Annotated in this window: 20 protein-coding genes; 11 read left to right on the forward strand and 9 right to left on the reverse strand. The window is 58.3% G+C overall.

Annotation, left to right across the window (positions count from 1 at the left end; genetic code table 11):
- Positions 1-201 precede the first annotated feature (201 nt).
- From KOSB73_RS09165 to KOSB73_RS09185, 5 genes are read left to right on the forward strand one after another with little or no spacing between them, the layout of a single operon-like run.
- Positions 202-609, forward strand: coding sequence for an ExbD/TolR family protein (locus KOSB73_RS09165; RefSeq protein WP_004848379.1), 408 nt, complete (start codon positions 202-204; stop codon positions 607-609).
- A 1-nt stretch (position 610) separates the two neighbouring features.
- Positions 611-1,354, forward strand: coding sequence for an energy transducer TonB family protein (locus KOSB73_RS09170; protein ID WP_098140403.1), 744 nt, complete (start codon positions 611-613; stop codon positions 1,352-1,354).
- 34 nt (positions 1,355-1,388) lie between these two features.
- A complete protein-coding gene (locus KOSB73_RS09175; protein WP_098140404.1) occupies positions 1,389-3,629 on the forward strand; it encodes a TonB-dependent receptor family protein in 2,241 nt (746 codons plus the stop codon).
- Positions 3,630-3,648: 19 nt separating this feature from the next.
- A complete protein-coding gene (locus KOSB73_RS09180; RefSeq protein ID WP_098140405.1) occupies positions 3,649-4,296 on the forward strand; it encodes a MotA/TolQ/ExbB proton channel family protein in 648 nt (215 codons plus the stop codon).
- On the forward strand, positions 4,289-5,539 hold the full coding sequence (locus KOSB73_RS09185; protein ID WP_049088814.1) for a phospholipase D-like domain-containing protein: 1,251 nt from the start codon (positions 4,289-4,291) through the stop codon (positions 5,537-5,539). Before KOSB73_RS09180 ends, KOSB73_RS09185 begins: the two co-directional genes overlap by 8 nt.
- A gap of 73 nt (positions 5,540-5,612) precedes the next feature.
- Here KOSB73_RS09185 and copA read toward each other — a convergent pair whose 3' ends face one another.
- Positions 5,613-8,114 carry a copper-exporting P-type ATPase CopA gene (gene copA / locus KOSB73_RS09190; protein WP_098140406.1) on the reverse strand — a complete coding sequence of 834 codons (2,502 nt, stop codon included), beginning with the start codon at positions 8,112-8,114 and terminating at the stop codon, positions 5,613-5,615.
- A gap of 105 nt (positions 8,115-8,219) precedes the next feature.
- Between copA and cueR the strand changes: the two genes are divergently transcribed.
- The gene (cueR, locus tag KOSB73_RS09195; RefSeq protein WP_004129970.1) at positions 8,220-8,630 is read left to right on the forward strand and encodes a Cu(I)-responsive transcriptional regulator; all 411 of its coding nucleotides are present in this window, start codon (positions 8,220-8,222) and stop codon (positions 8,628-8,630) included.
- Here cueR and KOSB73_RS09200 read toward each other — a convergent pair.
- The gene (locus tag KOSB73_RS09200; RefSeq protein ID WP_049085213.1) at positions 8,627-9,091 is read right to left on the reverse strand and encodes an NfeD family protein; all 465 of its coding nucleotides are present in this window, start codon (positions 9,089-9,091) and stop codon (positions 8,627-8,629) included. The two genes, cueR and KOSB73_RS09200, sit on opposite strands and share 4 nt — an antisense overlap.
- A complete protein-coding gene (locus KOSB73_RS09205; RefSeq protein WP_024359008.1) occupies positions 9,088-10,005 on the reverse strand; it encodes an SPFH domain-containing protein in 918 nt (305 codons plus the stop codon). The genes KOSB73_RS09200 and KOSB73_RS09205 overlap by 4 nt, the downstream gene beginning before the upstream one ends.
- A 136-nt stretch (positions 10,006-10,141) precedes the next feature.
- Between KOSB73_RS09205 and fetA the strand changes: the two genes are divergently transcribed.
- Together fetA and fetB are read left to right on the forward strand one after the other, a co-directional pair.
- Complete coding sequence (gene fetA / locus KOSB73_RS09210; RefSeq protein WP_024359007.1) at positions 10,142-10,822, forward strand: iron efflux ABC transporter ATP-binding subunit FetA; 681 nt, start codon at positions 10,142-10,144, stop codon at positions 10,820-10,822.
- Positions 10,809-11,591 (forward strand): iron efflux ABC transporter permease subunit FetB, encoded by a 783-nt coding sequence (gene fetB, locus KOSB73_RS09215; RefSeq protein ID WP_004129987.1) that lies wholly within the window; start codon positions 10,809-10,811, stop codon positions 11,589-11,591. The genes fetA and fetB overlap by 14 nt, the downstream gene beginning before the upstream one ends.
- Before the next feature lie 96 nt (positions 11,592-11,687).
- Here fetB and KOSB73_RS09220 read toward each other — a convergent pair whose 3' ends face one another.
- The 3 genes from KOSB73_RS09220 to tesA form a co-directional block, all read right to left on the reverse strand.
- Complete coding sequence (locus KOSB73_RS09220; protein ID WP_004137910.1) at positions 11,688-12,542, reverse strand: co-chaperone YbbN; 855 nt, start codon at positions 12,540-12,542, stop codon at positions 11,688-11,690.
- Between the two features lie 61 nt (positions 12,543-12,603).
- Positions 12,604-13,413 (reverse strand): SDR family oxidoreductase, encoded by an 810-nt coding sequence (locus KOSB73_RS09225; RefSeq protein WP_165774990.1) that lies wholly within the window; start codon positions 13,411-13,413, stop codon positions 12,604-12,606.
- Positions 13,403-14,029 (reverse strand): multifunctional acyl-CoA thioesterase I/protease I/lysophospholipase L1, encoded by a 627-nt coding sequence (gene tesA, locus KOSB73_RS09230; protein WP_098066568.1) that lies wholly within the window; start codon positions 14,027-14,029, stop codon positions 13,403-13,405. Before tesA ends, KOSB73_RS09225 begins: the two co-directional genes overlap by 11 nt.
- Here tesA and ybbA point away from each other — a divergent pair.
- Together ybbA and ybbP are read left to right on the forward strand one after the other, a co-directional pair.
- The gene (gene ybbA, locus KOSB73_RS09235; protein ID WP_024359143.1) at positions 13,997-14,683 is read left to right on the forward strand and encodes a putative ABC transporter ATP-binding protein YbbA; all 687 of its coding nucleotides are present in this window, start codon (positions 13,997-13,999) and stop codon (positions 14,681-14,683) included. The genes tesA and ybbA overlap by 33 nt on opposite strands.
- Positions 14,680-17,097 carry a putative ABC transporter permease subunit YbbP gene (gene ybbP, locus KOSB73_RS09240; protein WP_049085212.1) on the forward strand — a complete coding sequence of 806 codons (2,418 nt, stop codon included), beginning with the start codon at positions 14,680-14,682 and terminating at the stop codon, positions 17,095-17,097. The genes ybbA and ybbP overlap by 4 nt, the downstream gene beginning before the upstream one ends.
- Positions 17,098-17,265: 168 nt before the next feature.
- On the opposite strand, the gene KOSB73_RS09245 is transcribed toward ybbP, so the two are convergent.
- On the reverse strand, positions 17,266-17,571 hold the full coding sequence (locus KOSB73_RS09245; protein ID WP_049085210.1) for a monooxygenase: 306 nt from the start codon (positions 17,569-17,571) through the stop codon (positions 17,266-17,268).
- A gap of 209 nt (positions 17,572-17,780) precedes the next feature.
- Here KOSB73_RS09245 and KOSB73_RS09250 point away from each other — a divergent pair, with 209 nt between their 5' ends.
- Entirely contained in the window at positions 17,781-18,926 is a 1,146-nt protein-coding gene (locus KOSB73_RS09250) for a porin (protein ID WP_098140408.1), read from the forward strand.
- A 106-nt stretch (positions 18,927-19,032) separates the two neighbouring features.
- Here the strand turns inward: KOSB73_RS09250 and mnmH are convergent, their stop codons facing one another.
- On the reverse strand, positions 19,033-20,118 hold the full coding sequence (gene mnmH / locus KOSB73_RS09255; protein ID WP_098140543.1) for a tRNA 2-selenouridine(34) synthase MnmH: 1,086 nt from the start codon (positions 20,116-20,118) through the stop codon (positions 19,033-19,035).
- Positions 20,119-20,205: 87 nt separating this feature from the next.
- The gene (allS, locus tag KOSB73_RS09260; RefSeq protein WP_024359003.1) at positions 20,206-21,129 is read right to left on the reverse strand and encodes an HTH-type transcriptional activator AllS; all 924 of its coding nucleotides are present in this window, start codon (positions 21,127-21,129) and stop codon (positions 20,206-20,208) included.
- Positions 21,130-21,205 lie beyond the last annotated feature (76 nt).

A 21,205-nucleotide genomic window follows, 5' to 3' on the forward strand; every position in this document is an offset into this window, starting at 1 on the left:
TTCTCTTTTTTGTCATTTCTGTAATGGCGTTTTGAAATTAATTATCACTTAAAAAACAATGTTATGACTATTTATAACGTGAATTGATATGGTGTTTTTTTCTCAAATATTCCTCGATTGTGATAATAAAATAAAAAATCTGTAACAAAAAATAAACAAAACGCTTCTATATTGGCCCCTTCAATTTTGGGGGGGAGTGACATGCGTAACTGGAGTGAGCCTAAAAAGAATAAAGCCCATATCGAGCTGATCCCGATGATCGATGTGATGATGTTTCTACTGGTTTTCTTTGTCCTGATTAGCCTGAATGTGATCCCGGCTCTGGGCTTGAAAACGCAGCTGCCGTCGGCTGGCAGCGCCCAACAGCTTAAACCGCAAAAAAAAGCCATTATCACCCTCGGCGCCGGCGACCAGCTGCAGCTTGATGGCCAGCCGCTGCCCCTGAATGCGCTGGTCAATACCCTGAAGCAGCAGCAGCAGGAAAACCAAACCACCACCATTATCGTGAACAGCGATAAAGAGGTTGCGGTGGAACGCCTGATCGCCGTGATGGATACCCTGCGTCAGGGTGGTTTCTTCTCCATTTCCATTGCCACACGGAAGCAGTGATATGTACCTGCTTTATCGCTCACGTCACGTTGTTAGCTGGCTACCCGCCCTTGTCGTCGCCGGATGTTTACTGTTTGTCAGCCAGCAGGCAGTGCTGCAGGTCAAACCGCATTACGACGATACGGTCATGGAACTGTCGCTGGCTGAACCCGAACCGCCGCAGCCGGAGCCTGTCCCGGAACCGCAGCCGGAAATACCGCCGCAAATTCAACCTGAGCCGGAACCGGAGGCGGTCGCTGAACCCGTCGTTCCTGCGCCAGAACCCATTATCCAGGCCAAACCGGTTGTTAAACCGAAAGCCAAACCCAGGCCCAAACCGGTTGTGAAGGAAAAAGCGCCGAAACCGCAGGCGATCGCGGCTCCACAGCCCGCCGCCGTTCGTCGCCCGGCGAGTAAACCGGCCCCGCCGCCTTCTCCCCCGGCGCCGAAGGCGAACGCGCAGGCGGTGGAAAACGGCTATCTGCAGGCGCTGCGCCGGGAGCTGGAGCAGCGCAAGCGCTACCCGAGCGGCCGTCAGGCTTCGCTGGAGCGCCCGCAGGGCAACGTGGAGGTCTGGCTGGAGGTTGACCGCAGCGGCAGAGTGCTGGCTTCCGGTATTGCCAGCAGGGCGCCGAACATGCTGCTCAATCGCGCTGCGCTTAGTTCCCTGCAAAGCATCAGCCAGCTGAAGCCCTTCCCTGAAGAGGCTTTTGCCGGACAAAGCAGCAAAAAATTTACCGCGACGTTTAATTATCAGGCGCCATAAGCCTAATTAATCATTTGTTTTTACAGGAAAAGAAATGAAAAACTTTAATTATTCTGGGATTGCGTTAGCCGTGGTGTCGGCCCTGTTATCGGGGGCCTCGCTGGCGGCGGAAAGCAGCGACGTGGGGGAGATTAACGTTAAGGGGCAATCGCTCAGCGGCGGTCTGATGGTGCAGGAAGACAGCGGCAAAGCGCGTTCCACCCTGACCAAAGAGGCGATGGAAAAAGCCCCCGGCGCCAGCAACGCTATCGACATGCTGAAATATACGCCGGGAATGAACGTCAACAGCAATGACGCCAGCGGCCTGAGCGGTATCGACTACACCATGCGCGGGATGAACTCGGATCAGATCGGCCTGTCGATGGACGGCATCCCGATTAACGACTCGGGCAACTATGCTGTCTACCCCAACCTGCTGGGCGACGCGGAAAACCTTGAGCAGATCTTTGTCACCCAGGGCTCTTCCGAGGCTGACGGCCCGCATATTGGTTCCAGCGGCGGTAATATTGGCCTTGTGACAAAGCGTCCCTCAAAGGAGTTTGGCGGCTTCGTCAAACAAACGCTCGGCAGCCATAACCTCAGCAAAACTTTCGCTCGTCTGGAGACCGGGGAGTACAACGGTTTTAGCAACTGGCTCTCGTACTCGCATACTGAAGCCAAAAAATGGCGCGGGGAGGGGCGTAATTATTCCGATAAGTTCGAAATGAACTCGCTGTACGAGGATGGCAACGGCAACAGCAGCAACCTGATCATGAAGTATAACCGTCAGGATAACAGCAACTATAATACCCTGAGTAAAGCGCAGTTCGAAGAAGACCCGCGTCAGGACTACTCGACCACCCCGGTCTACAACAGCAAAGGTCAACTGAGCAAATATTACAAGCTGAACCGTAATCCGTTTGAAACCTTCACCCTCTCTTTTACCCAGCGCTTACAGCTGCGCGATAACCTCGCGTTGACCGTTCAGCCCTATTACTACTGGGGTAACGGCGGCAGCTTTACCGGACAAACGGCCTCGGTGCTGTCCAATACGTCTGATACCGCCGGACAGTACGATCTCAGCAACCTGACTTCCAATACCTACTACCGGCCTTCGTGGACCCAGACCTGGCGGCCGGGCGTTACCACGAAATTGAAGTGGGATATTAACGACGAACACAGCCTGGATATTGGCTACTGGTACGAGCGCGCGCGTCAGTCGCAGACCCAGCCGTTTATTAGCATTCAGGACGATGGCAACCCGGCGAACGTTTCCGGCAAACCGGGCGGTTCCGATCAGGTTAAAGATGCGAACGGCAATACGGTACAGGGGCGTAACCAGTACACGGTGACTCCTGCGCACAAAGTATGGCTTCAGGACAGCTGGTTCGTGACGCCGGACTGGACGCTGGTGGGCGGGCTGGCTTATCAGTATGTAGAACGTAAAGGCGATAATAAAGGCAGCCTGTATAGCGCTGCGGAAAAACGCCAGGCGACCTACCATGAATTCCTGCCGAACTTTAGCATCAGCTATAAGCCGGATAGCGAAAATCAGCTGTTCTATAACCTGACGCGCAACATGCGTACGCCACCCAACTACGTGCTCTACAACGTCGGCGATTCGATCAGCACCAAACCTGAGCTGAGCTGGAACCACGAGCTGGGCTGGCGTTTTCAGCGCGAAGATATGCTGCTGAGCGCGACGCTCTTCTATATGCGCTATACCGACCGGCAGATTTCGACCACCAATGCGGATGGTGACTACGAAATGATGAACATCGGCAGCGTGGAGAGTAAAGGTCTGGAGCTGGAGTGGAGCGGTAAGCTGCCGTACAACTTCAACTACTACACCTCTTATACCTACACCCATTCCGAACAAAAAGACGACATTGTGAGCAACGGCGGACATCCGCTGCCAACAGCGGGTAAAACGGTGCCAAACGTACCGAAAAACATGCTTAACGCGTCGCTGGGCTATGACGATGGTCTCTACTACGGCAGCTTCGGCGGCAAATACGTCAGTTCGTTCTACGGCGATTTGACCAACGACGAAAAAATCGGGGGGCGCACGGTCTTTGATGTCGCCGCGGGCGTGCATCTGCCGGTGGATAAAAAGATTGTCAAAAGCGCCACTCTGCGCTTTGGCATCGATAACCTGTTCGATAAACAGTACCTGACCTCCGTCCGCTCGACGACTTTTAACGCGGCGGCTTACGACGGCGTGAAGGCCAGTACCCCGTACTACAACGTTGGCGAAGAGCGCACCTTTAGCGTCTCGCTGGAAGCAACCTTTTAATTAACCGGAGGGCACTCTGATGGATGCCAATCTGATTCACGATATTATTTTCTACGTTATGTACGCCGCGCTGGCGATCGCCGTGGTGATACTGGTTGAACGCGGCCTCTATTTTTCGTGGGCCCAGCGTCAGGCTTTGCGCTTTGAAAAGGCGCTGACGCCGGACGTTCGTCGCGCGTCGGAGCTGCCGGAATCGCTGACCGGCCGCAGTAGCCTCCCGCTGACCCTCATTCTGCCGGTGCTGGAGAAAAAGCAGACGGCGGAAGACCGTGAGGCGATGAGCGATCTGATCGACGCTCAGTATCTGCTCAGCAAACCGCAGATGTCGCGTGGGCTGTGGATGCTTGAAACCGTTGTCACCGCCGCGCCGCTGCTGGGCCTGCTGGGGACGATCCTCGGTATTATGGATACCTTTAAGGCCCTTTCCGCCTCCGGCGTCTCCGATGCCAGCATGGTTTCTGCGGGTATGGGGACCGCCCTGTATGCCACCGGCCTGGGCATTGCGATTGCGCTGCTGTGCCTGGTGGGCAATAACTATTTGCAAAGCCGCATGGAGCGAATCAACGAACTGCTGAAGGTGCTGCTGATCCGCGCCGGCAGCCCGGTCAGCCGTCCGGAGCAGGGCGGCAAACGCTGGGAAGGCCACGAGGCGCAGCGCTATGCCTGAACATGGTCAATGCGGGTGGCCGGCAGGCTGCCTGATGAGCGCGCTGGCGGGGAGCTGGATGCTGTTAAGCCAGCCGGTATGGGCGGCGTTCTCTATACCCGGCTACGAGCTGGTGTATAACGCGCCGCAGGAAACCACCTTACAGGATAACGATTTACGTCATGCCGCCGAAGTCTGGCAGCAGATGTTCGATGCGGCGCGCAGCCATATCGATCTGGCGCAGTTTTATGTGGCGAATGAAAAAGGCTCTCTGCTGGATGGGGTTCTGGCACGTCTGCGGGCCGCCGGCGAGCGTGGAGTAAAAATTCGTTTTCTGATGGAGGAGAAGGGCGTGGGCCTTTCAACGCCGGAAACGCTGACGGCCCTGAAAGCGATCCCGAACCTGGAATTGCGGGTGATTCCGTTCCATCGGCTGACCGGCGGTATTGTTCACGCCAAGTATCTGCTGGTGGATGGCAAAGAGGCTTTTGTCGGTAGCCAGAATTTTGACTGGCGCGCGCTGGAACAGATCCAGGAGACCGGTCTGCGCATCAGCGATCCGCAAACGGTGCAGCAGATTCAGGCTATTTTCGATCAGGACTGGCAGGCGCAAGCTTTGCTGGCGGAGAGTAAGCCGGTACCGAAGCCGGCGCGGCAGGCGGTAGCGTCGGCCCCGCAGGGCAATTATCTGGTTGCCAGCCCGCGCGATTATAACCCGAGCGGGGTGATTGATTCGCAGGTGGCGCTGCCGCAGCTGCTGGCGAGCGCCAAATCGCGGATCCGGGTGCAGGTGATGGACTATGCGCCGCTGGCGTGGGGAGAAAAGGGGAGCCGGCCCTTTTATGCGCCCATTGATAACGCCCTGCGCAGCGCGGCGGCCCGCGGCGTACAGGTGGAGCTGATGGTGGCGAACTGGAACCTGAAAAAGCCGGAGGTATTCTGGCTGAAGAGTCTCTCTCTGGTGCCAAACGTTCAGCTAAAAGTGGTGACCATACCTCCCGCCAGCCGAGGGTTTATCCCCTTTGCCAGGGTGGTACACAGTAAGCTGATGACCATCGACGGTACGACGGCGTGGGTCGGAACCAGCAACTGGAGCGGAGGCTATTTCGATAACTCACGTAACCTTGAGCTGGTGCTGAATAATGCGTCGATGGCCGCGCGCGTGGACGCGCTTTACAGCCAGCTGTGGAATAGCCGCTATGCGGCACCGATCAAGGTCGATTTTGATTATCCGGTTCCGCATCCTGGCCGTGAGTTCGAATAGATAAATCGGCTGAGGTTTCCCCTCTCCCGAAGGGGGAGAGGGGAAACCTGTTTCGCCCTCGTCAGAGGCTGCCTTATGCTTTGGGCTTAAAGCGCAGCAGACGGTTGGCGTTGCTCACGACGGTAATCGAAGAGAGCGCCATGGCCGCGCCCGCTACCACCGGGTTGAGCAGCGTTCCGGTCAGCGGCCACAGGATCCCGGCGGCAATCGGAATGCCCAGCGAGTTATAAACAAACGCCCCCAGCAGGTTCTGCTTCATATTACGCAGCGTGGCCTTAGCGATTTCCAGCGCATCGGCGACGCCGTTCAGGCTATGGCGCATCAGGGTGATAGCCGCCGTTTCAATGGCGACATCGCTGCCGCCGCCCATGGCGATGCCCACATCGGCCTGCGCCAGCGCGGGCGCATCGTTGATACCGTCGCCGATCATCGCCACCTGGTGCCCCTGGCTTTGCAGGCGTTTAATCGCATCGGCTTTACCGTCCGGCAGCACTCCGGCAATCACCTCATCAATGCCCGCCTCTTTGGCGATAGCGTTGGCGGTGGTGGGGTTATCTCCGGTCAGCATCACCAGCCGATAGCCCTGGCGGTGCAGCCTGGCTAATGCCGCCACGCTATCTTCGCGCAGCGGATCGCGGATGGCGAACAGCGCCGCCGCCTGACCATCCACCGCCAGCAGTACCGGCGTCGCGCCCTGTGACGCCTGGGCGATCATTTCGTCTTCTATTTCAGCCGTTGCAATCTTGTGCTCATTCAGCAGCGCCTGGTTACCGAGCAGCAGACGGTGGCCTTCGGCTTCGCCGCTGACGCCCAGCCCGCGCAGCGTGCGGAAATTATCTACCGCAGGCAGGCGTTGGTCTGCGGCTTTGTCGAGGATGGCGCGCGCCAGCGGGTGACTGGAGCCTTGTTCGAGAGACGCCGCCAGGCGCAGAGCGGCGGATTCATCCATAGCGGTAAAGGTTTTTATCGCCACCACCTGCGGTTTACCCTCGGTGAGGGTACCGGTTTTATCAAAGACCAGCGTATCGAGGGTGCTGGCGCGCTGCAGCGCATCGGCGTCGCGCACCAGTACCCCGAACTCCGCTGCGCGGCCCACGCCTGAGATAATCGACATCGGCGTCGCCAGCCCCAGGGCGCACGGACAGGCGATAATCAGCACCGTGGTGGCGATCACCAGGGTGTAGACAATTTGCGGCGCCGGGCCAAAAAAGTACCAGATTGCGGCGCTGAACAGGGCTATCGCCACGACCGCCGGGACGAACACGGCGGAGATTTTGTCCGCCAGTTGGCCGATTTCAGGTTTACTGCTCTGCGCCTGGCGCACCATACGGATAATGCGCGCCAGCGTGGTTTGGCTGCCGACGGCGCTGGCGGTAAACAGCACGCTGCCGTCCTGCACCACGGTCCCGGCATGAACGGCGTCGCCGTCGCCTTTTTGCTGCGGTACCGGCTCGCCGGTGAGCATCGCTTCATCGAACCAGGCTTCGCCCTGGCTAATGACCCCGTCGACAGGTACGCGATCGCCGGTGGTCAGACGCAGGGTCATTCCCGCCTGAACCTCCGCCAGCGGCAGATCTTTTTCGCCTTCGTCGGTGACCACCCGCGCTGACGGCGGGGTTAAATCGAGTAGTTTTTCCAGCGCTTTCGAAGAGCGCTGGCGCGCGCGGGCTTCCAGCATATGGCCGAGGTTAATCAGACCGATAATCATCGCGCTGGCTTCATAATAGAGGTGGCGTGCTTCCATCGGAAACCACTGCGGCCACAGGTTGACGCTCATCGAGTAGAGCCAGGCGACGCCGGTACCCAGCGCCACCAGCGTATCCATCGTCGCGGTGCCGTTCTTCAGGCTTTTCCACGCGCTGCGGTAGAAATGGCCACCGGCAAACACCATCACCGCCAGCGTGACAACCCCGATAGCCAGCCACAGGGAGCGGTTATCATCGCTGACCATCATGTTGTCGCCGATCATCCCCCAGCCCATGACCGGGATACCGACCAGCAGGGCGACGATCGCCTGCCAGCGGAAGCGCTTCATGGTGGCGACAGCGGTTTCCTGCTGACGCTCGCGGCGTTCGAGGTCGTCTTCGATGGCTTCCGCGCCGTAGCCCGCTTTCTCTACGGCCTGGACTAATTCTGCGGCGGACGCGCTGCCCATCACCAGCGCAGTGCGTTCCGCCAGGTTAACCCGCGCCTGTGAGACCCCCGGTACCGCCGCAAGCGCGTTTTGTACCCGAGAAACACAGCTGGCGCAGCTCATGCCGTTGATCAACAGCTGCTGGCTGTCATCTTCGTCACGGGCTGCCGGAAGCTCAGTGGTGGCCGCTGTCAGCGCTTCCGGCGGGATTGATGATTCTGCCAGCGGTTTAGCCTTTGGGTGGCTGAGCTCCGCGCCGTATCCGGCCTGTTTAATGGTCTCAATCAGCGCTTCCGCGCTGGCGCTGCCCGTCACGTGAGCTTCGGTAACGGTCACTTCCGCCTGCTCAACGTCGGGACGCTGTTCCAGGCTCTCTTTTACCCGTTTAACGCAGTGGCCGCAGGAGAGGCCATCAAGCGCAAGGTCGATAGTGTTAGACATAAATAACTCCTGAATAATTTCCGGTTAATGATTGACCGAACACACTCTTTCATCGAGTATTAGCAAGGTTAAACCTTCCAGCAAGGGGAAGGTCAAGGGGGAAAGATGAATATTAGCGATGTGGCGAAAAAAACCGGCTTAACCAGTAAAGCGATCCGTTTTTACGAAGAGAAGGGACTGGTGACGCCGCCGCTGCGTAGCGAAAACGGCTACCGCAGCTACAGCCAGCAGCATCTGGATGAACTGACCCTGCTGCGCCAGGCGCGCCAGGTGGGGTTTAATCTGGAAGAGTGCCGTGAGCTGATATTTCTGTTTAACGATCCGTCGCGGCACAGTGCTGACGTGAAACGCCGGACGCTGGAGAAAGTGGCGGACATTGAGCGCCATATCAGCGAGCTGCAGGGGATGCGCGCGCATCTGCTGGCGCTGGCGGACTCCTGCCCCGGCGATGACAGCGCGGATTGCCCGATCATCGATAATCTTTCGGGCTGCTGTCACCGCAAAGCGCAGGCTTAACGCCCGGCGGGGAGCTCCCTGACCCGCAGGGTAATCCCCTCAACGGCGACCACTTCAATCTTGCTGCCCGCCGCGAGGTCTTCATCGGCAATGACCGGCCATGAACTATCGCCCACGCGGACGTGTCCGCGACCGTTAACCAGCGCCGTTTCCAGCGTAAAGCGGCGGCCAAGCAGCTGCTGCCCGCGCTGATTAAGCTGAGCGTCCGCCGGCTTCTGGCGCTTAACGCGGTTACGCAGCCAGCGCGACCATAGCCAGGCCGCCAGCAGGGTCAGCACGGCGAACAGCGTGCCCTGCCACTCCCAGCTCAGCGGCAGCATCCAGACCAGCAGCCCGGTTACGACGCCGGCAATGCCGCTCCACAGCAGATAACCGTTGCCGCCGAGCATTTCCGCCGCCAGCAGCAGCCCGCCGAGGCTGAGCCAGAAAATATGCGGGTGGGCGAGAATCAGCGCGATCATGATTTTTTCTGCGCGCCGGCGCCTTCTTTAAGCAGCTCGCCGATCCCGGCGATGGAGCCCATCAGGCTGCTGGCGTCGAGCGGCATCAGCACCACTTTACTGTTGCTGGCCGCGCCAATTTGCTGCAGCGCATCGGTATATTTCTGCGCGACAAAGTAGTTGATGGCCTGAATGTCGCCGGAGGCGATAGCGGATGAGACCATCTGCGTGGCGCGCGCTTCCGCTTCCGCGGAACGTTCGCGCGCCTCTGCCTGTAAAAACGCCGACTGACGCTCGCCTTCGGCTTTGAGGATCTGCGACTGCTTCTCGCCCTCGGCTTTTAAAATTTCCGCCTGACGTATCCCTTCGGCCTCAAGAATATAGGCGCGCTTGGTTCGCTCGGCTTTCATCTGGGCGTTCATTGAGGCGATAAGCTCCGCTGGCGGACGCACATCGCGGATCTCAACGCGGGTAATTTTGATCCCCCACGGGTTGGTCGCTTCATCGACAATATGCAGGAGGCGGGTGTTGATGCTGTCGCGCTGGGAGAGCATTTCGTCCAGCTCCATGGAGCCCAGCACGGTACGAATATTAGTCATGGTCAGGTTGATGATCGCCAGCTCGAGGTTGCTGACTTCATAGGCGGCCTTCGGCGCGTCGATGACCTGAATAAAGCACACCGCATCAATGGTGACGTTGGCGTTATCGCGCGAAATCACCTCCTGCGAAGGGATATCGAGCACCTGCTCCATCATATTAATTTTGCGCCCGATACGATCCATAAAGGGCACCACCAGGCTCATACCCGGCTGCAGCGTTTGCGTATAGCGGCCAAAGCGCTCTACCGTCCACTGGTAGCCCTGAGGAACAATTTTTACCGCCGCTCCGACGATAACCAGCGCGACGAAAATAAGAATGGGGATAAAAATCAGCATCAAAAACCTCCTGTCTTGTTGCCTGTTGATGCGCCGGAAGAGCGGCGCGCGTTTAACCAGAGTATATCTTTCCGCGCATCCGGGTGAAAGAAAAGTGGAGTAAACTAGAGGCGTTGTCGAAAAACTGGGAATAATAATGACCGAAAGTAACGCTATTTTGCGCCTGGAGAACGTGGGTTTTCAGGCCGATGGGGTGACCATCCTTAATGAGATTAATTTTCAGCTCAGAGCAGGGGAATTTAAGCTGATTACCGGCCCTTCCGGCTGCGGAAAAAGCACGTTATTAAAAATAATCGCTTCGCTGCAAAGCCCCACCTCGGGGAGCATTTTCTTCGCCGGTAAAGATATTAATGACTTAACGCCGGAAACCTATCGCCAGCAGGTTTCCTACTGCGCGCAAACCCCGGCGCTGTTCGGCGATTCGGTGTATGACAACCTGATCTTCCCGTGGCAGATCCGTCAAAAACAGCCGGATCCTAAGGCGCTGGTGGCCGATCTTGCCCGCTTCGGTCTGGCGAAAAATACGCTGGAAAAATCCATTAACGAGCTGTCCGGCGGGGAAAAGCAGCGCGTTTCATTGATTCGCAATCTGCAGTTTTTACCGCAGGTGCTGCTGCTCGATGAAATAACCAGCGCGCTGGACGAGAGCAATAAAAAAAATGTGAATGAGATTATTCACCGCTATGCGAGCGAAAAAAATATCGCCGTTCTGTGGGTCACTCACGATAGCAATGAAATTGCCCATGCGGATGAAGTGATTACGCTCCAGCCTGCCGGCGGCAAAGCGCAGGAGGAGCAAAAAAATGAACGGGCATAATATTACCAACGAGTCGCTGGCGTTATCCATGGTTCTGGTGCTGGTGGCGATTGTGGTCAGCTACCGGGAAAAGCTGGCGCTGGAAAAAGATATTATCTGGAGTATCTGCCGGGCGATTGTGCAGCTGATTATCGTCGGCTACGTGCTGAAATATATCTTTAACGTTAATCACGCCGTGCTGACGCTGCTGATGGTGCTGTTTATCTGCTTTAACGCGGCGTGGAATGCGAAAAAACGCAGCAAATATATCGATAAAGCCTTTGTTTCTTCATTTATCGCGATAACCACCGGCGCCGGGTTAACCCTGGCGGTGCTGGTTTTTTCCGGGTCGATTGCTTTTGTGCCGATGCAGGTCATTCCAATCGCCGGGATGGTGGCCGGCAACGCGATGGTGGCGGTCGGGCTGTGCTACAACAATATGGGGCAGCGGTTTAGCAGCGAGCAGCAGCAGATTCAGGAGAAGCTGAGCCTGGGCGCAACGCCGAAGATGGCTTCCGCGAGGCTGATCCGCGATAGCATTCGCGCCGCGCTGATCCCGACGGTGGATTCGGCGAAAACGGTAGGGTTGGTGAGCCTGCCGGGGATGATGTCGGGGCTGATTTTCGCCGGGATTGATCCGGTAAAAGCGATTAAGTATCAGATTATGGTGACGTTCATGCTGCTCTCTACCGCCAGTCTGTCAACGATTATCGCCGGGTATCTGACCTACCTGAAGTTCTTTAACGCTCGCCATCAGCTGGTGGTGACGCAGCTGAAAAAACGGGCGTAAGCGTTTCCCGGGTTGCGGCGTAAACGCCTTACCCGGGCTACAAGATCATCCAGTCTGTAGTCCGGCTACGCGCAGCGCGAGCCGGGTTTTTTGCGATTAATAAAGCAGAGAGTAGAGCTGGCGGCGGTACTTCGCGGCCAGCGCGTCGCCGGTGCCCAACGCGGAGAGGATCTCCTGGAGCATCTTGCGCACTTCGCCGTTTCCGGCGCCTAAATCTTTTTGTAGATGGCTGAACAGCAGCGCCAGCGCCTCTTCGTTACGCCCTACCTGATGCAGCTGTAATGCCAGCTGGGAGGCCAGCGCCGCGTCTTGCGGGTTCTGCTCTACCTGCTGCTGCAGCTGCTGAATTTCCGGCGTGTCGGCGGCTTTTTTCAGCAGCTCGATCTGCGCCACCAGCCCCTGATAGCGCGTATCCTGATCCTGCAGCGGCACGGCTTTCAGCACGGTTTCCGCTTCATCGGAACGGTGCAGGGCAATCAGCGTTTCCGCCAGCAGCAGGCCAATCTGGCTCTCCTGGTTCGACAGCTGCCAGGCGTCTTTCAGCAGCGGCAGGGCTTCGGCATAGTTCTCTTCCTCCATCAGCGCCAGCGCCTGCTGCGCCTTGAGTTCTTCTTCGCGCGGCAGGAACTTATCCAGCAGCGCGCGCACCGCTTCTTCCGGCTGCGGGCCTTCGAAGCCGTCGACCGGCTGACCGTTCTGGAACAGGTAAACCGTAGGGATAGCGCGCAAGCCAAACTGCGAAGCCAGCATTTGTTCGGCATCGCAGTCAACCTTAGCAAGGGTAAACAGACCGTTGTACTGGGCGGCCAGGCTCTCCAGCACCGGCGTCAGCTGCTCGCAATGTTGGCTGCGCGCGGACCAGAAATAGAACAGCACCGGCGTCGCTGCGGACTGCTGCAGCGTCTGGTGTAGGTTAGCTTCGGTAATATTGACAATATTCTGTGCGGACATGAGCGAGTCTCTTTAGTCGATACTTGTATAGATATATGGGGGCGACGGCAGGCGCTTCAACTTAGCCCTGGATAATTTTGTCCATCGCGCGGGTCGGCAGCAGGCGTTTCAGCAGGGCGACCGCGTGCGTCACCAGGGTTACCGGGTAGCGCAGCTTCGGTTTATCGCTGACAAAAGCATGGCGCACTTTTTCCACCACCGCTTCCGGTCCGAGAGTAAAGCGGGCGGCAATGCCGGGGTTTTCCACCGGCTTATCGGCCTGGGTCTGGTTAACGTTGTTGGTGAAACAGGTGCGGATGGGGCCCGGCTCAATCAGGCTGACCTTAATGCCGCTGTGGCGCAGCTCCATGCGCAGCGCGTCGGACCAGGCCTCCAGCGCGTATTTACTCGCGGCATAGGCGCCACGGCCGGGGCTGGAGATGATCCCCATCACCGATGAGGTCATCACGATACGCCCCTCGCCGTGCGGCTCCATGGCCGGAAGCAGCAGCATCGTTAGCTGATGGGCGCCGAAAAAGTTGGCGGAAAACTGCTGCTCCATCTGCTGGCGGCTGATGGTCGGCAGCGGGCCGTAGACGCCGTAGCCCGCGTTGTTAAACAGGCCATACAGGCGGTTATCGGTCAGGGCAATCACCTCGGCGGCGGCGCGTTCAACGCTCTGCGGATCGTCAAGATCCAACAGAACACCGCTCAGCCCCAGTTCGTGCATCCGCGCGACATCTTCTGCTTTGCGGCAGGCTGCCAGCACGTTAAAGCCCTGGCGCTTTAAATCAAGGGCGCTTTCAAGACCAATTCCGCTGGAACATCCTGTAACTAAAACCGATTTTTGCATAACTTTACCTGCGAATGACTCGCTGTTATCAGGAGTCATGATTAACTAAGGGAGCCAAACGCGTCGCCATCCAGTCGGCGATAAACGGCTGGGCGTCTCGATTGGGGTGAATTCCATCGTCCTGCATCCACTGCGGTTTCAGATAAACCTCTTCCATAAAAAAGGGCAGCAGAGGAATATCAAACTCTTTGGCCAGTGCCGGATAGATTGCGCTAAAGGCTTCATTATAACGGCGGCCATAGTTGGCGGGCAGGCGAATTTGCATCAGCAGCGGCTGGGCATTCGCCGCTTTGATATGCTCAAGAATGGTACGCAGCGTCTGCTCCGTCTGCTGCGGGGGGAAACCGCGCAGTCCATCGTTACCGCCGAGCTCCACCAGCACCCAGCGCGGCTGGTGCTGCTTAAGCAGCGCCGGAAGCCTTGCCAGCCCCTGCTGCGAGGTATCGCCGCTGATGCTGGCGTTCACCACCGGCGTTTTGGTCTGCCACTTATCGTTAAGCAGCGCAGGCCAGGCGGTATTGCCCGCCATACGATAACCGGCGCTCAGACTGTCGCCGAGAACCAACAGCGTGTCGGCCGCCATCGCGCGGCAGGTAAACAGGACCAGAAACAGGAAAGGCAAATGCCAGCGGAAAACATACTTGAAGTTCATCATCTTAAGAAATCCGTCGGTCAGGGTGAGCATCAGCTGTCCATCCTTACCGGAGTTGAGCTGGTTGTCAAACAAGGGCAAACCATCGCCCTGATTGGCGAGTCGGGGTCCGGTAAATCGACGCTGCTGGCGATCCTGGCCGGGCTGGACGACGGCAGCAGCGGAGAAGTCTCGCTGCTTGGCAAGCCGCTGCATCAGATGGACGAAGAGGCGCGGGCGAAGCTGCGCGCAAAGCACGTCGGCTTTGTGTTTCAATCCTTTATGCTGATACCCACCCTCAATGCGTTGGAAAACGTCGAGCTTCCGGCGCTGCTGCGCGGCGAAAGCGACAGCCAGAGCCGCGGCAGCGCCCGGGCCCTGCTGGAGCAGCTGGGGCTGGGTAAACGCCTGCATCACCTGCCGGTGCAGCTTTCCGGCGGCGAGCAGCAGCGGGTCGCGCTGGCGCGCGCGTTTAACGGCCGCCCGGAGCTGCTGTTTGCCGATGAACCCACCGGCAACCTCGACCGTCATACCGGAGATAAAATTGCCGATCTGCTGTTTTCGCTTAACCGCGAGCACGGCACCACGCTGATCCTCGTCACCCACGATCCGCTGCTGGCGGCGCGCTGCGACCGGCGGCTGCGGCTGGTAGATGGCCAGCTGCGGGAGGAAGCATGATTGCCCGCTGGTTCTGGCGCGAATGGCGCTCGCCGTCGCTGCTGATTGTCTGGCTGGCGCTAAGCCTGGCGGTGGCCTGCGTGCTGGCGCTGGGCTCGATAAGCGACCGCATGGAGAAAGGACTCAGCCAGCAGAGCCGGGAATTTATGGCTGGCGACCGCACGCTGCGCAGCTCACGCGAAGTCCCTGGCGCATGGATTGACGAAGCGCGTCGCCTTGGCTTAACCGTCGGCGAACAGCTGGGCTTCGCCACCATGACCTTTTCCGGCGATACGCCGCAGCTGGCGGACGTCAAAGCGGTTGACGAGCGTTATCCGCTGTATGGTCAGCTGCAGACCCAGCCGCCGGGGCTGAAGCCGCACGCCGGGACCGTGCTGCTGGCGCCGCGATTAATGGCGCTGCTGAATCTGAAAACCGGCGACACTATTGATGTCGGCGACGCTACGCTGCGCATTGCCGGCGAGGTGATTCAGGAGCCGGATGCCGGCTTTAACCCCTTCCAGATGGCGCCGCGGCTGATGATGAACACCGCCGACGTGGCGAAAACCGGCGCGGTACAGCCAGGCAGCCGCGTTTCCTGGCGCTATAAGTTCGCCGGAACCCCGCAGCAGCTGGCGGATTATGAAAAATGGCTGCTGCCGAAGCTGGGGCCGGAACATCGCTGGATCGGCCTGGAGCAGGACGACAGCGCGCTGGGCAAATCGCTGGAACGCTCGCAGCAGTTTTTACTGCTGTCGGCGTTGTTAACGCTGCTGCTGGCGGTCGCCGCGGTGGCGGTGGCGATGAGCCATTACTGCCGCAGCCGTTACGATCTGGTGGCGATCCTCAAAACCCTCGGCGCCGGGCGGGCTCAGCTGCGCAAGCTGATTGTCGGCCAGTGGCTGATGCTGCTGGCGATGGCGGTGGTTGCCGGCGGGGCGATGGGCGTCGGGCTGGAAAATATTCTGCTGGTGATGCTTAAACCGGTGCTCCCGGCGGTGTTGCCGGCGGCGAGCGGCTGGCCGTGGCTGTGGGCAATCGGCGCGATGGTGGTGATTTCCCTGCTGGTCGGGCTGCGACCCTATCGACTGCTGCTGGCGACCCTGCCGCTGCGAGTGCTGCGCCAGGATGTTGTCGCTAATGTCTGGCCGCTTAAGTTCTATATTCCCGTGGTGTGCTTGGTCGTGGTGGCGCTGCTGGCGCTGCTGATGGGCGGTAGCCCTCTGCTATGGGCGGTGCTGGCGGGCGCCGTGGTGCTGGCGCTGGTATGCGGCCTGGCGGGATGGGGCGTTCTGTGGCTGCTGAAACGTTTGACGTTAAAAGCGCTGCCGCTGCGTCTGGCGGTGAATCGTCTGCTGCGCCAGCCGTGGTCGACCCTGAGCCAGCTGGCGGCCTTTTCGCTGTCGTTTATGCTGCTGGCCCTGCTGCTGGTGCTGCGCGGCGATCTGCTCGATCGCTGGCAGCAGCAGCTGCCGCCGGAAAGTCCTAACTACTTTCTGATCAACATCGCCCCGGAGCAGGTGGTGCCGGTGAAAACCTTCCTTGCCGAACATCAGACCCGCGCCACCGAGTTCTATCCCATCGTGCGCGCCCGCCTGACGCAAATCAACGGCCAGGCGACGGAAGGCAATAAAGATGAAGCCCTGAACCGCGAGCTTAACCTCACCTGGAGCCGCGAGCGGCCTGATCATAATCCGCTGGTGGCCGGAACCTGGCCGCCGAAAGCGGGCGAGGTCTCGATTGAAGAGGGGCTGGCGCAGCGGCTGGGCGTCAAGCTCGGCGATAGCGTGACGTTTACCGGGGATACCCAGGACTTTAGCGCGAAAGTGTCCAGCGTGCGCAAAGTTGACTGGGAGAGCCTGCGGCCAAACTTCTTCTTTATCTTCCCGCAGGGGGCGCTCGACGGGCAGCCGCAAAGCTGGCTCACCAGCTTCCGCTGGGATAACGGCAACGGGATGCTAACGCAGCTCAACCGCGAATTCCCCACCGTCAGCCTGCTGGATATCGGCGCGATTTTGCAGCAGATTGGCCAGGTGCTGACACAGGTAAGCCGCGCCCTTGAGGTGATGGTGATTCTGGTCACCGCCTGCGGCGTGTTGCTGCTGTTGGCGCAGGTGCAGGTCGGGATGCGCCAGCGTTATCAGGAACTGGTGGTCTGGCGCACGCTGGGGGCCGGTAAGTCTCTGCTGCGCACCACGCTGTGGGCGGAGTTCGCCCTGCTGGGCGTGGTGTCAGGCGTGGTGGCGGCGATTGGCGCAGAGGTAGCGCTGGCGCTGCTGCAAAGCAAAATCTTTGACTTCCCGTGGTCTCCGGACTGGCGGCTATGGGTGATGCTGCCGCTGTGCGGGGCGATACTGCTGTCGCTGTGCGGCGGCTGGCTGGGGCTGCGTTTGCTGAAAGGGAAGGCGCTGTTCCGCCAGTTTAGTCAGGGATAGCGTGAGTGATGTAGCCCGGGTAAGGCGTCAGCCGCGACCCGGGGTTTTCACCCGGCTCGCGCTGCGCTTAGCCGGGCTACCGTTTCACAGCTGTCTACGGGAAAATAGCCCGGGTAAGGCGTTAGCCGCAACCCGGGGGGGGGGGGCCGGTACGGATGAGAGTGGCTATTACAGATGACCGTGGTTCAAGACGGTGAGCGGCTCGTTGACGTCGAAGATTTTGCAGATAACGTCATCCACGCCGAGAGATTTCAGGCGTGCGGTATGCTTGTTGAGATAAGCGAGCGCGGTTTCTTCATTCTCAAAAAGATAGATCCCGCCCGCTTCCTGATCCTTTTCGCTTTCCGTCCAGACCTTCCAGATAAACCCCGGTTCCTGATTGATAGACTCGGCCAGTTCCACGAGCTGACGGGACATCTCGCTGCCGAAGGGGCCATTAAAGGCAAAGTGCAGCTGCAGTAGTTTTTTCGACATAGTTCCTCCATGGATGAAGTTTGCGCGGTAATAGACCATTTTAATGACATGGCGATGAAAAGATAACCACTGTTTTTTTAACGGCACAAAATGGTAAGTCACTGATTTTTAACCGCACGAAACATTAAAAACTCAACAACACGTCATACTCAATCGCAGTTAATATTCAACTGGCAAATATAAGGTTGCTTATTAATCAAGGAAAAAGTATGGCACATAAAATAAAAGCGCTGGCGATAACGATCGGCGCAGCCCTGGCGTTAACCTCTTTTGCATCCCAGGCGGAAATTACGCTTTTAAAACAAGATCCGCAGGCGGGCGATCCGTTAAGCCGGCTTAACTTCACCGTCGGCGGGAGCATCCGTCCCCAGTTCAATATGATGTCCGGCGACGGAGACAAAGGCTCTTATAAACGTAACGGTTTCGATGGCGGCACCCGTTTCCGCTTCGCCGCCGACTACTATCTGTTCGATGATATTAGCTGGATCAGCTACTACGAGCTGGGCGTCAATATTCCGGCGCTTTTCGACTGGGATAACCACTATGCCGAAGGCGCGAATAACACCAGCCGCCGTATGCTCTATACCGGCCTGAAAAGCGATACCTGGGGGACGTTAACCTACGGTCAGCAGAACAGCGTTTATTACGACGTGGTCGGGGTAAAAACCGATATCTGGGATTACGACATGATAGGCCAGGCGCCGGGTAACGGCATCAACGGTGACTACGATGGTTCCTATCGCTCACGCAATATGCTGAAATACAGGAAAACCGTTGGCGATGTCGATCTCTACGCTTCTTACTTATTCGAAGACAGCGAATATCTGCCGGGCAACGGCCTGCGCTACAAGCGTAAAGGCGGTGGCTCCATCGGCGCCGATTACCACATTATGAAGGATTTGACCTGGGGTGCCGCGTGGAACTATACCCGCGCCGATATGCGTAACCCCTCGAGTTCAGACAGCAAATCATACGACCAGAATATCGTCGGTACCGCCCTAAGCTGGACGCCGGATAACTGGACCTTCTCCTTCGGCGGCGGCTGGTATCAGAACTTCCTGACCACCAAAAAAATCGATGTTCATAACTACTTCGCGGGCGATGCCTGGGGTATTGAGTACTTTGCCGGTTATAAATTCCCGATTGGTCAGTATGCGGTGAAATCTATTCAGCCGTACTTTATGGGCGACCGCCTGCAGTACGTGAACGGCCGCAACTATCAGCGGATTGATAACGGCGTCGGCGTGAGCTTCCAGCTGGATTACGGTTTCCGCGTTGACTACGAACACGTCTTCACGTCAAGCACCGACAACCTGGGCGATATGAACCTGGTGCGTCTGCGCTACGACTTCTAAGCTGAAACACTTCCCCGGCGGCGCTGCGCTTCCGGGGCTCGCCGTTTGCGGACCCGTAGCCCGGCTAAGGCGTTTACGCCGCTAGCCGGGACAAGGGAGGATGTGACTACTGCGCCTGCGCCAGCCAGGCGGCGACGTCCTGCCAGCTGCCGCGAAAAATAATCTTCTCCGCTTTTTTGCCGAGCTGGTAGCGGTACATTGGGTCGTAATACTCGTTCAGCAGGGGAACCAGCCAGCTGAAGTGGGCTTCGGTGCTGGCGCTGCGCTGCTGCTCCAGCAGGGCTTCATCAAGCCTGGCAGTGAGCTGGGCAAAACGCTGTAACCCGAGGCGGCGGCGGATAGCGAACAGGCCGTGGTGCAGATATTCGCTATATGCCCGCCAGCCTTGCTCTTCGCCGTAGGCCGCCAGGAAATCGCGATGCATCCGGGTAAAATACTCCTCGCGCAGCCGTTCAAGACGGAGCTCAAACGGATCTTCCACTACCGCCAGCGGCGACTGCGCCATGCGCAGACGCATACATTCCGGCAGGTGATTGGCGCCGATCATATGCCCCTCATCTTCCAGCACCCAGCGCGTCTGCCGCTCTGACTTTTTAAGCATCGCCACGGCAAGATGATTTTCAAAGGTTGCCTGCTGATACTGCTCCTGCAGGGTACGGCCAAATGAAGAGCCGCGATGGTGGGCGAGGCCCTCGAGATCGATGCCGTCGGGCTGGGCGCAGACCAGCAGGGTTTTACCGTTACCGGTACAGCCGCCAATCAGCACGATAGGGCGCTGCACCAGCTCTTCGGTCAGCTGGATAGCCGCCTGGCGCAGCGCTTTATAGCCGCCGGTAATCAGCGGGTAATCCACGCCTGCGTCCTTCAGCCACTGCTGCACGATATGCGAACGCTGGCCGCCGCGGGCGCAGCACAGGTAGCCCTCGGGATAACGCGCGCAGGCTTCTTTCCAGGCGGCGAGGCGGCTGGCGCGAATCTCGCCGCTGACCAACTGATGACCCAGCGTGAGAGCGGCTTCCGGCCCCTGACGTTTATAGCAGGTGCCGACGGCGGCGCGTTCGTCGTCGTTCATCAGCGGCAGGTTGACCGCCGCGGGCATGGCGCTTTGCCTGAATTCAATCGGGGCGCGTACGTCAATCAGCGGCGTATCGCTGGCGAGGATCTGCCGAATATTCTGTGGGACTAATTGCATCATTTAAACCGTTAAGCCATCCAGACGCGTCGCTCGACGCGATAATCCTCCTATTGTACGCGGTGAGCGGTAGGCTGAATTGATTTTTCACGGTGTATCGCTGAATAGTGTCAGGAATCCCTGGATTTCCGGGGCCGAATGGACGAACAGCGAGGCGATATCCTGCACCGCTTTACCATGATGATCTTTGCGCCAGGCGAGGCTCAGAGGAGAGGGGAGACGCATCGCCGGGATCTGTCGGGCGATCAGCTCACCGCGAGCGATAAGCGGCTGGCACAGCGGCTCGGGTAAAAAGCCGATACCGACGCCGGCGATATGCGCCGCGATTTTAGTTTCGATATCGGGAACCACAATCTCTTTTTGCCCCGGCAGACGCCAGGCGACGCGCTTGGTCAATCTCCGGGCGCTGTCCTCAATATTGACCGCAGGATAGCGACGTAGCTGGGCCTCCGATAGCGGATCGCTTTGCTGGCCGAGCGGGTGATGCGGCGACATCACGAACAGCCAGGACACTTCGCCCAGCGGGGTGACCGCAATATTTTCGCCTAACGGTTCGGTGCCGGTAACGCCAATCGCCAGCGAAAAGTCATCGTGCAGAAGCGTATCCCAGACGCCCATATAAATTTGTCGCGAAAAATGAAACTGCGTAAAGGGGTAACGTTGGCTGAGCCAGGCCAGCAGCCGGGCGATGGCCTGCGGGTCATACATCAGGTTATTTACTACAATATTGACCTGGCGCTCCACGCCGTCGTTTATCTGCTGTAGCTCTCCGGGCATACTGTCAATCCAGCCAAGCCATTCTCTGGCCTGCGCCAGCAGGTGCATCCCGGCCGGGGTCAGCAGTACGCTGCGCGTGGTGCGGGAAAAGAGCGCGACGCCGGTGTTATCTTCCAGTAATTTGATGCGATAGCTAATAGTGGCGGTTGTTTTGTAGAGTTTTTCCGCCGCTCTGGAGAAGCTGCCGCTCTCCGCTACGCTGACAAAGGTACGTAGTGTTTCGGGGTCTAGCATCGCCTCATTCCTCGTAATTTAATAATTCCCCCATGATTTTTAAGTATTTTTTCATAATAACCATTTCAATTATGTG

The organism is Klebsiella grimontii, from assembly GCF_900200035.1.
GTDB classification, from domain to species: Bacteria; Pseudomonadota; Gammaproteobacteria; order Enterobacterales; family Enterobacteriaceae; genus Klebsiella; species Klebsiella grimontii.

Coding starts and splice junctions, on each gene's coding strand:
- KOSB73_RS09165 (WP_004848379.1), top strand. CDS start 202: ATGCGTAACTGGAGTGAGCCTAAAAAGAATAAAGCCCATATCGAGCTG.
- KOSB73_RS09170 (WP_098140403.1), top strand. CDS start 611: ATGTACCTGCTTTATCGCTCACGTCACGTTGTTAGCTGGCTACCCGCC.
- KOSB73_RS09175 (WP_098140404.1), top strand. CDS start 1,389: ATGAAAAACTTTAATTATTCTGGGATTGCGTTAGCCGTGGTGTCGGCC.
- KOSB73_RS09180 (WP_098140405.1), top strand. CDS start 3,649: ATGGATGCCAATCTGATTCACGATATTATTTTCTACGTTATGTACGCC.
- KOSB73_RS09185 (WP_049088814.1), top strand. CDS start 4,289: ATGCCTGAACATGGTCAATGCGGGTGGCCGGCAGGCTGCCTGATGAGC.
- copA (WP_098140406.1), bottom strand. CDS start 8,114: ATGTCTAACACTATCGACCTTGCGCTTGATGGCCTCTCCTGCGGCCAC.
- cueR (WP_004129970.1), top strand. CDS start 8,220: ATGAATATTAGCGATGTGGCGAAAAAAACCGGCTTAACCAGTAAAGCG.
- KOSB73_RS09200 (WP_049085213.1), bottom strand. CDS start 9,091: ATGATCGCGCTGATTCTCGCCCACCCGCATATTTTCTGGCTCAGCCTC.
- KOSB73_RS09205 (WP_024359008.1), bottom strand. CDS start 10,005: ATGCTGATTTTTATCCCCATTCTTATTTTCGTCGCGCTGGTTATCGTC.
- fetA (WP_024359007.1), top strand. CDS start 10,142: ATGACCGAAAGTAACGCTATTTTGCGCCTGGAGAACGTGGGTTTTCAG.
- fetB (WP_004129987.1), top strand. CDS start 10,809: ATGAACGGGCATAATATTACCAACGAGTCGCTGGCGTTATCCATGGTT.
- KOSB73_RS09220 (WP_004137910.1), bottom strand. CDS start 12,542: ATGTCCGCACAGAATATTGTCAATATTACCGAAGCTAACCTACACCAG.
- KOSB73_RS09225 (WP_165774990.1), bottom strand. CDS start 13,413: ATGACTCCTGATAACAGCGAGTCATTCGCAGGTAAAGTTATGCAAAAA.
- ybbA (WP_024359143.1), top strand. CDS start 13,997: ATGCCAGCGGAAAACATACTTGAAGTTCATCATCTTAAGAAATCCGTC.
- tesA (WP_098066568.1), bottom strand. CDS start 14,029: ATGATGAACTTCAAGTATGTTTTCCGCTGGCATTTGCCTTTCCTGTTT.
- ybbP (WP_049085212.1), top strand. CDS start 14,680: ATGATTGCCCGCTGGTTCTGGCGCGAATGGCGCTCGCCGTCGCTGCTG.
- KOSB73_RS09245 (WP_049085210.1), bottom strand. CDS start 17,571: ATGTCGAAAAAACTACTGCAGCTGCACTTTGCCTTTAATGGCCCCTTC.
- KOSB73_RS09250 (WP_098140408.1), top strand. CDS start 17,781: ATGGCACATAAAATAAAAGCGCTGGCGATAACGATCGGCGCAGCCCTG.
- mnmH (WP_098140543.1), bottom strand. CDS start 20,118: ATGCAATTAGTCCCACAGAATATTCGGCAGATCCTCGCCAGCGATACG.
- allS (WP_024359003.1), bottom strand. CDS start 21,129: ATGCTAGACCCCGAAACACTACGTACCTTTGTCAGCGTAGCGGAGAGC.